The sequence below is a fragment of the Nitrococcus sp. genome, from assembly GCF_059432795.1.
The window spans coordinates 1-8,397 of sequence record NZ_JBXWZQ010000198.1 but is presented as its reverse complement, the minus strand read 5'-3'; the positions used below and the strand labels follow the sequence as shown (position 1 = coordinate 8,397).

Genomic DNA, 8,397 nt, shown 5'->3' with positions numbered 1-8,397 from the left:
CGCCTGGACGGCGCCGGGGTGCAGATCACGGGAGAGTTCGCGGCGCAGCCCGCCGGCGATGACCTAACGGCAAGCGGCGTGCTCGAGATCCCGGAGCTCAATCCCAGGGACGTGTTGCACCGGCTCGGTCTGGAGGCGCCGGATACCCGTGATCCCGATGTGCTCAAGCGGGCCTCGGCGAAGACGCAGCTGCGCTACCACGACGGCGTGCTTGCCATCGAACCGCTTACCGTGCAGCTGGATGACTCCACGCTTTCCGGGCAGGCGAAGCTTCGCAACCCCAGCGGACCGGCCGTCGACTTCGATCTGAGCGTGGATCGCATCAATGCGGACCGCTATCGACCGACGGCAGGCAAGGGCGGCAGCCAAGCCGCCGGCACCCCGGCCGAGGCGGCAGCCGCCGGCGCCGGGCAACTGCCGCTCGAGACGCTGCGCACGCTCGATCTCAACGGCCACATGCACATCGCAACGCTCAAGATGAACGGCGCGACCGTCAGCGATGCCGACGTGACGATACGCGCCCGGGACGGGCGTCTGCGAGCGCATCCCCTGACCGCCAACCTTTATGGCGGCACCTACCGAGGCGATATGCGCCTCGACGCCACCGGCAAAGCACCCCGTATCGAGCTCGACGAACGGCTGAGCGGGGTTCAGGCCGGACCGCTGCTCACGGATACGGCTTCGTTCCAGAAGCTGCTCGGCACCGCCGATCTCAGCCTGCGGGCCAGCACCCAGGGTGACTCCCCGGAGGACTGGCTGCAGGCGCTCAACGGCCTGGCGGGGTTTACCTTCCGCAACGGCGCGGTCAAAGGCATCAACATCGCACAGACGCTCCGAGAGGCGTTGGCCCGTTTCAAGGGCGAACCCCCGCCGCCCACTGAGGCGCCGCTGCAGACCGATTTCAGTGAGCTCGGCGGAACGCTGCACCTCGACGGCGGCAGTGTGCGCAACAGCGATTTCAGCGCCAAGACGCCGTTGCTGCGCGTCCAGGGCGGCGGCAACGCAAACCTGCTCGAGCAAACCGTGGATTATCGCCTTACGGCCAAAATCGTCGGCAGCCTGAAGGGGCAAGGCGGCGAGGATCTGGAGGCGCTGCGCGGGGTGCCGATCCCGCTGCACTTCACCGGCAAGCTCAGCCAGCCCAACCTCAGCGTGGACCTCGCGAGCCTGTTCGAAAAACGCCTGGAGCTAAAGCGCCAGGAGCTCGAAGAGAAAGGCCGCAAGAAGCTGGAGGAAAAACTGAACGAGGGGCTGCAACGGCTCTTCAACCGCTGATGAATGGCAGCACGCTCAGCACGGCGACGACCGTGGCGGAGTACGACGACTTCGCCGCGGCGGTTATCGCCTGGCAGGCCGCACACGGCCGCCGCGACCTGCCTTGGCAGAACCCGGCAACCCCTTACCGCGTCTGGGTCTCGGAGATCATGCTACAGCAGACCCAGGTCGCCACCGTGATCCCCTACTTCGAGCGATTCACGACCCGTTTTCCCACGCTCGGCGCCCTCTGCCGCGCCGAACTCGACGAAGTGCTGCATCTTTGGACCGGGCTCGGCTATTACGCCCGCGCCCGCCACCTGCATGCGGCCGCGCGGCGCGTGGCGAGCGAGCACGGCGGGCACCTGCCGGAGACGATCGATGGCCTCATGGAATTGCCCGGCATTGGCCGCTCCACCGCCGGCGCCATCCTCTCGTTGGCGCTTGGCCAGCGCCACCCCATTCTCGACGGCAACGTCAAACGCGTGCTATGCCGCTATCACGCTATAGCCGGCTGGCCGGGTCGCGCTGCCGTCGAGCGCCGGCTCTGGGCGCTTGCCGAGCGCCACACGCCTCGGCAACGCAGCGCGGCGTTCAACCAGGGCATGATGGATTTGGGAGCGTCGGTATGCGTGCGCGGCCGGCCGCACTGCGAGCGCTGTCCGCTGGCACCGGGCTGCACCGCCCGCCGTCTCGCCCGCCAGAGCCAGTTCCCCGAATCAAGGCCCGCGACGGTCAAGCCCGTCCGCCAGACCCGCATGCTGCTCCTGCAGCGCGCCGACCGGGTGCTGCTGGTGCGCCGCCCGCCCGCCGGCATCTGGGGCGGGCTGTGGTGTCCGCCGGAGTGCGATGTCGAAATCGACTACACCGCCTTCTGCCGGCAGCGCTTCGGCTTGCACATCGCCGCCGCGCGGGCCTTGCCGATGCGCCGGCACACCTTCAGCCACTTCCGCCTGGAGATCCATCCACTACAGGCCCGAGTCCAAGCCGAGGACCCCGCCATCATGGATAGGCCCGGATACCTCTGGTATAACGAGCACTCGTCGAATTATTGTGGGCTTGCGGCACCGGTACAGCGGCTGCTGCAAGACTTGGAGGAAATGCGAGCATGAGTCGAACAGTCTATTGCATGAAACTCGGCAAAGAGGCCGAGGGCCTCGAGCGCCAACCCTATCCCGGTGAGCTCGGCAAGCGCATCTACGACAACATCTCCCAGGAAGCCTGGCAGATGTGGATGAATCACCAGACCATGCTGATCAACGAATACGGCCTCACCCCGGTGGACCCGAAGGCCCGGCAGTTCTTGGTGCAGGAGATGGAGAAATTCTTCTTCGGCGAAGGCTCGGAGCCGCCGCCGGATTATCGTTCTGAGTAATTCGGGCCGGGCGCGCCAGCCATGAAGTGCCGGCTCGACTACCCGTTCGAACCCCCGGCCGTGGGCGGCTCGCTTGCGCTTGCCGAGGGCTTGCATTGGCTGCGGCTGCCCCTGCCCTTCGCCCTCGACCACATCAACGTCTGGCTGCTGCCGGACCGCGCGGCCTGGTCCTTGGTGGACACCGGCGTTTCGCTGCCGCCAAGCCGAGCCGCCTGGGAGGTCTTCATCGGCCAATTGCTCGGTGACCGGCCGCTCGGGCGCATCCTGATCACGCATTTCCACCCCGATCACTACGGGCTCGCCAGCTGGTTGCAGCAACGCTTCGGCGCCGACGTGCTCATCCCACGCGCCGAGCAGGAGGCGGCCGCCACGCTGCATGCTTCCTCCGATGAGCAGGCATGCGCTCGGATCAACGAGCTGTTTGCGAGCCACGGCCTGGAAACCGAGCGCCGCGGCCGTCTGGCCGCCCGGGGGAACTTCTACCGGCCGCTGCTCTCCGGCGTCGCCACCGTGACCGACTACCTGAACGACGGCCGTCAACTGCAGATGGGGGAGCGGAGCTGGGAGGTCATCATCGGACGCGGTCACTCGCCAGAGCAGGCCTGCCTGTACTGCAAGAGCGAGGGCTGGCTCATCTCGGGCGATCAAGTCCTGCCGGAGATTTCCAGCAACATCAGTGTGCGCCCCGAACAACCCGAGGGCGATCCGCTCGCCGAGTACCTGGACACGCTGGCAAGGCTGCGGACGCTGCCCCCGGATGTGCTGGTGCTGCCCTCCCACAACAGCCCCTTCCGGGGGCTCCACGAGCGCCTCGCCGCGCTCGAGCAGCACCACGAGATGCGCCTGGAACGGCTGCGCTCGGCGTGCCGCGAGACCCCGCTCAGCGCCGCCGAGGCGTTGCCCATCCTGTTCCGCCGCGAGCTCGATACGCAGTCCCTGTTCTTCGCTCTAGGCGAGTCCATCGCCCACCTGAATCGGCTCTGGCACGCCGGCGAGGTCTCCCGCGAACGCGATGCGCAGGGCGTCTACCGCTTCGCCCCAACCTAGTTCTTGACGGCACCCATACGAATCGGGTTGAATGAAGCGCCCTATGGCCAGGTAGCTCAGTCGGTAGAGCAGGGGACTGAAAATCCCCGTGTCGGCAGTTCGATTCTGTCCCTGGCCACCATCAAATCAATAACTTACCCCCTATCGGCACATCGTCGGGCGTTTCTGTGTCCACCAAGTGTCCACGCCGAGTACACCGCGTCTTGTAACGCGACCCGTAATTTGCGACGCGGCGACAAAATAGTTTGCGTGTCGCCTCCGCTAGGAAATCGCCCCGTTCACGGCTGTTAAACACCCATCAAATTGCACCTAACCGGCCGGCGTTACTACCGCGCCGGCATAGAAGTGCGCCCTCCGTCACAGCCCGTGATTCACCGCCAATGCTAGGTTCAGGCACGCTTTAAGCTAAGAGGCTACAGTGATCCTGCTGGCAAACTGCGAATTGAAAGAATAGGGGGCAGGACATGGACTTCGCTGACCGGATTCTAGAGCTAAGCAAGCGTGTGCCGAAACAGCTGGATCACCTGGCCACCGAGGAAGCCACCAAAACGGCGCTCGTGATGCCCTTTATCAACGCTCTCGGCTACGACGTGTTCAATCCTCAGGAGGTGATTCCGGAATTCTGCGCCGACCATGGCGTAAAGAAAGGCGAAAAGGTCGACTATGCGCTGCGCAAGGACGGCAGTTTGGTAATGCTCTGGGAGTGCAAGCCGGTTGGCACTGACCTGGATCAGGTCGGCCTTTCTCAACTCTACCGCTATTTTTCCGTAACCGAGGCGCGCATCGCCGTGCTCACGGATGGAGTGATCTACCGGTTCTTCTCGGACCTCGATGAGCCGAACAAGATGGACAACAAAGCGTTCCTCGAGCTCAATCTGGAGAATCCCAAGGATGCCCTGGTAGCGGAGCTAAAGAAGATCTCCAAGCCCAACTTCGATCAAGAGAGCGTCCTCGCCACCGCCGGCGAATTGAAATATACCAACGAGATGAAGCGCGTACTGGCCGCTCAGCTCTCGGAGCCTGATGAGGATTTCGTGGAACTCCTTACCCGCAGCGTATATTCGGGGCGTTTAACACAGAGCATAAAAGACCAATTTCGCCCCACCGTCCGCCGAGCCTTCCGAGATTTCATCAACGACCAGCTAACTGCTCGCCTTGAGTCCGCTATGACGAGCACTGGATTTGAAGGCGAGCCTCAAAGTGACGAGTCCTACGATCGCGCCCCAGCAGAAGACGGTAGCAATGATGGCATTACCACCACACAAGAGGAAATCGAAGGCTATCACATAGTGAAGGCGATTCTTCGAGAAGACGTAGATCCCGGGCGTATCAGCTATCGTGACGTAAAGAGCTACTTCGGGATTCTGCTTGACGACAATAACCGGAAGCCGATTTGCCGATTACACCTTAACACGAGCACTTGGTACATCGGCTTGTTCGATTCCGACGATAGGGCCGAATCCCGCGAGGCCATCGAGTCACTCAACCAGATTTACAGATATGCGGACCGCCTCAGGGCAACACTGCGACACTACACGGATGGCTAGCTATTTTCAACGAGATCCTAAGCTGTCCCCACAATTAGGATCACGTTTCAGTTAGCTCAGTCACGAGTTACTCATTTTATGCAGAATAAGTAAAAGCCATGTCGGGAAAGCGTTTCGCAAGCAGCCTAAGAGCTGAGGTCATACGGCTTCGCAAAGAAGGTGTCACGGCTATCCCAAGCAAGGACCTGATCCTCTATTTGGACCAAGTGCTCGAATCACCTGGCGAACAAATTGATGCAGCAACCTTGGAGCAGTATCGAGCCAGGCTTCAAGAATCAGTCGAAGACAGAAAGGCGGAGCAGGCTGCAGATCTTGAAATGTTCCGCTCAGTCATCACCGCTGGGCAAAACGCCCTACGTACGGCTTTGATAATCAATGGCGGTGCCACTGTTGCCCTACTGGCCTTCCTCGGAAAGCTTACAACCGAAAATCCCGCGAAGCTCTCCGTATTCGCTAATACTCTCCTCATATTCACATTGGGGGTTTTTCTAACGGGCCTTACTTCGGGCCTCACCTACCTGAGTCAGTGGTTCTATGCTGACGATCGAGCTTGGTGTCGCAAAACAGGGTTTACCCTAAATGTCTTTTGCATCTTTTTTGGCGTAACAGCCTACGTGACATTTCTTTGCGGAGCATTGGACGCATATCAGGGGTTTATTGCTTTTGAATGAGAGCGTGTTTTCCATATCACACCTCGACCGATGCCAACGGATTGAATCTCACCGCCTCCTCAAGGTAATCCGGCGCCAGGTGCGCGTAGCGCATGGTCATTTGGATACTGGCATGGCCAAGGATCTTTTGCAGAGTGAGCAGGTTGCCACCGTTCATCATGAAATGGCTAGCGAACGTATGCCGGAGAACGTGGGCCATTTGGCCTCTCGGCAGCTCAAGGCCCGCACGGATCACCGCATGGCGGAACCCCGCATAGCAGGAGGAAAATAACCGCCCATGGCGGCGCGTGCACAGCTCCTTGTAGAGCTCCGCCGCGATCGGCACGGAGCGCACCTGTCCGCCCTTGGTCTCGACGAACGTCACGCGATCGCGAAATAGAGGCTCGACTCTCAGCGTCTCGGCCTCGGACCAACGGGCGCCGGTCGCAAGACACAGCTTCGTCACCCGCAGGGTGTCCCGGTTGCGCCCCTGCTCCAGAGCTTCCATTAACGCGGCTATCTGCTCGTGCGTGAGAAAGGCTAGCTCGCGTTCCCGTAGCCGAATCTGCCGAACGCCCTCAACTGGGTTGCCCTCCTTCCACTCGCCTAGCCTTCGCAGCTCGTTAAATAGGCTTCTCAGGTAGGCATGCTCATGGTTAGCGGTATTCGGACTGACACCCTCCTCCAGCCGCGCCGAGCGGAATGCCGTGAAGTCCTTCGGCTGCATTGTACGAGCCACCGGATTACCCAAGCGATCGGCGATCCGCTCGAGCTTGCGACGACGCCTTAGCCCATCGCGCAGTTGCGCCCCGTGCAGCCGATGCCAGGCGTCGATCAGCTCCAGGAGCCGCCGGGCGTCCTTCTTGGCCGGCGCCCACGGCTCGCGCTGGTCGGACTGTGACCGAACCCAGCGCTCGAAACGCAATGCCTCGGATTTCGACGCAAAGGTCTTGCGCACCCGCCGCGACCCCCGGCCGTCGGTCCAGATATCGACCTGCCAGCCGTTCTTCGTCTTTTTGATGGCCATGCGTGCTCAGGCAGTATGCGGATATCTGTTAAGCCGCCGCCTTCCCCACATACCGCCGCAGCGCGAGCGCCTTGGCCACCACCGCTTGCGGATCCCGGCCTCGAAGGCCCCAGTAAAGACACAGCTCCTTCCAAAGCCCCGAGCCCTTGAGGTGCTTGATCACCGTGCGGGCGTTGTAGCCGTAGCGGGCATAAAGGCTGATCAGATTCCCGAACGCCATGGCGAGGTTGCGCTCGTTGCCGCGTGCGGGTGTCTTGTAGACGCGACGCACCACGAACGTATCGCACTCACCAAGCACCTGGACGTCTTCGGAGAGGAGCTGCCAGAACGGATCAACGTACGTTCCGCTGTGGTCCAACCGGAAAAGGTCCATGCCGTAGCGCAGGATGTTGGTGAGCACCGGGGCGACATCGGCGTAGGTGGTGAACCGCTCGCCCTTTTCCCGCTGTATCTGCGCGATGGTGTTGTGGTGCAAGCGCCATTCGAGGCGCCACACGGCCTTGGCCGGATCGTAATACGGCTCGCAGAGCTCGTCGCCGCACTGGCGCCAGATACTTTCCCACCAGTCGAGCTTGTCCCGCTTGAGCGCTTCCAGATCCTTGCGGTAGAGCGAGAACTGCACCGAGGTCGGCAGCCCGAAGAGATAGCTCTCGTTCTGCCCATAGCGCTGGATGGTCTCGCCGCCGGCGACTTCCAGGCGGTCGAGCCCGATATGATCCATCCGGCGCTTGCTGCGCGTGGTCAGCCGCTGCTCGAAGTCCTTGGGCGGCTGCCAGCCCTGCACGTCGATGGCCAGATGCAGCGCCACCCCGGTCGGCTCCGGTCCGTGCAGCAGCACGGCGGCGATCTCATCGAGCGTTTCCTGCACCGATGCGGGCGAGACGTCCTTTAGGAACGTCGGCGAGCACTCGATTTTAAGATGCGCGCCTTCCTTGGTGAGATCCGCGTAGCGGCTGCCGAGAAGGATAATCAGCCCGTACTCGTTGTTCTGAAGGCGATACCGGTAACCGCTCTTGCCGCCCGAGCCCACGACCCACACGCGCCCGAGGAAGGTCATGATGGACTGGAAGCCCTTCAAGTAATGGCCGGAGATTTCCGCCAACAGATGCTCGTTGGGTATTCCCTTATAGAGCTGGCGCACGGTGTCCACCCCGCTGTGCAGGATCCGGACCTTCGATAAGTCCATCGGGCGCTCGGGCGTTAGAAAAATCCGTCCTCGAGCGTCGTTTTGTCCTTCCAGAAGCGAGGCGAGGCTGCAGCGATCATGGGTCTTTTTGTTCATTTCGAGGATTCCTGTGGTTTAGTGTGGGCTCGCGTTCGGGTGCGCCGGGTTCTCTAAGTCGTGGTACAGGGACGTCTAGGCGGGCGGCGCCTGGGGGCGGCGCGCTCCGCTGACGCTACGCTTGCCGTCGCCGCCGGCGCCGGCGAGACCGAACGGGAACGCGAGCTGCTTGGTGAGTTCCCACGCCGTAGGGCCTGTATCGCGCACGCCGTAGC

The 8,397-nt window shown here is 62.2% G+C and carries 8 protein-coding genes and 1 tRNA gene; 7 read left to right on the top strand and 2 right to left on the bottom strand.

Annotation, left to right across the window (positions count from 1 at the left end; genetic code table 11):
* From AC52Q4_RS13670 to AC52Q4_RS13640, 7 genes are all read left to right on the top strand, one after another.
* A partial coding sequence (locus tag AC52Q4_RS13670) for an AsmA family protein (RefSeq protein ID WP_495537351.1) occupies positions 1 to 1,275 on the top strand: 1,275 nt, incomplete at its 5' end.
* A complete protein-coding gene (mutY, locus tag AC52Q4_RS13665; protein ID WP_495537350.1) occupies positions 1,275 to 2,366 on the top strand; it encodes an A/G-specific adenine glycosylase in 1,092 nt (363 codons plus the stop codon). The genes AC52Q4_RS13670 and mutY, both read left to right, overlap by 1 nt.
* Positions 2,363 to 2,629 (top strand): oxidative damage protection protein, encoded by a 267-nt coding sequence (locus tag AC52Q4_RS13660; protein ID WP_495537349.1) that lies wholly within the window; start codon positions 2,363 to 2,365, stop codon positions 2,627 to 2,629. The genes mutY and AC52Q4_RS13660 overlap by 4 nt, the downstream gene beginning before the upstream one ends.
* Before the next feature lie 21 nt (positions 2,630 to 2,650).
* Complete coding sequence (locus tag AC52Q4_RS13655; protein WP_495537348.1) at positions 2,651 to 3,676, top strand: MBL fold metallo-hydrolase; 1,026 nt, start codon at positions 2,651 to 2,653, stop codon at positions 3,674 to 3,676.
* A gap of 45 nt (positions 3,677 to 3,721) precedes the next feature.
* Positions 3,722 to 3,797, top strand: a tRNA-Phe gene (locus AC52Q4_RS13650).
* 343 nt (positions 3,798 to 4,140) lie between these two features.
* Positions 4,141 to 5,223: a type I restriction enzyme HsdR N-terminal domain-containing protein gene (locus tag AC52Q4_RS13645; protein WP_495537347.1), complete on the top strand. Its 1,083-nt coding sequence runs from the start codon at positions 4,141 to 4,143 to the stop codon at positions 5,221 to 5,223.
* Between the two features lie 98 nt (positions 5,224 to 5,321).
* On the top strand, positions 5,322 to 5,894 hold the full coding sequence (locus AC52Q4_RS13640; RefSeq protein WP_495537346.1) for a hypothetical protein: 573 nt from the start codon (positions 5,322 to 5,324) through the stop codon (positions 5,892 to 5,894).
* Positions 5,895 to 5,910: 16 nt separating this feature from the next.
* On the opposite strand, the gene AC52Q4_RS13635 is transcribed toward AC52Q4_RS13640, so the two are convergent.
* Both AC52Q4_RS13635 and AC52Q4_RS13630 read right to left on the bottom strand, forming a co-directional pair.
* Positions 5,911 to 6,900: a phage integrase gene (locus AC52Q4_RS13635; RefSeq protein ID WP_495537345.1), complete on the bottom strand. Its 990-nt coding sequence runs from the start codon at positions 6,898 to 6,900 to the stop codon at positions 5,911 to 5,913.
* 28 nt (positions 6,901 to 6,928) lie between these two features.
* Entirely contained in the window at positions 6,929 to 8,182 is a 1,254-nt protein-coding gene (locus AC52Q4_RS13630; RefSeq protein WP_495537344.1) for a hypothetical protein, read from the bottom strand.
* Positions 8,183 to 8,397: the final 215 nt, after the last annotated feature.

Coding starts and splice junctions, on each gene's coding strand:
- AC52Q4_RS13645 (WP_495537347.1), top strand. CDS start 4,141: ATGGACTTCGCTGACCGGATTCTAGAGCTAAGCAAGCGTGTGCCGAAA.
- AC52Q4_RS13640 (WP_495537346.1), top strand. CDS start 5,322: ATGTCGGGAAAGCGTTTCGCAAGCAGCCTAAGAGCTGAGGTCATACGG.
- AC52Q4_RS13660 (WP_495537349.1), top strand. CDS start 2,363: ATGAGTCGAACAGTCTATTGCATGAAACTCGGCAAAGAGGCCGAGGGC.
- AC52Q4_RS13635 (WP_495537345.1), bottom strand. CDS start 6,900: ATGGCCATCAAAAAGACGAAGAACGGCTGGCAGGTCGATATCTGGACC.
- AC52Q4_RS13630 (WP_495537344.1), bottom strand. CDS start 8,182: ATGAACAAAAAGACCCATGATCGCTGCAGCCTCGCCTCGCTTCTGGAA.
- mutY (WP_495537350.1), top strand. CDS start 1,275: ATGAATGGCAGCACGCTCAGCACGGCGACGACCGTGGCGGAGTACGAC.
- AC52Q4_RS13655 (WP_495537348.1), top strand. CDS start 2,651: ATGAAGTGCCGGCTCGACTACCCGTTCGAACCCCCGGCCGTGGGCGGC.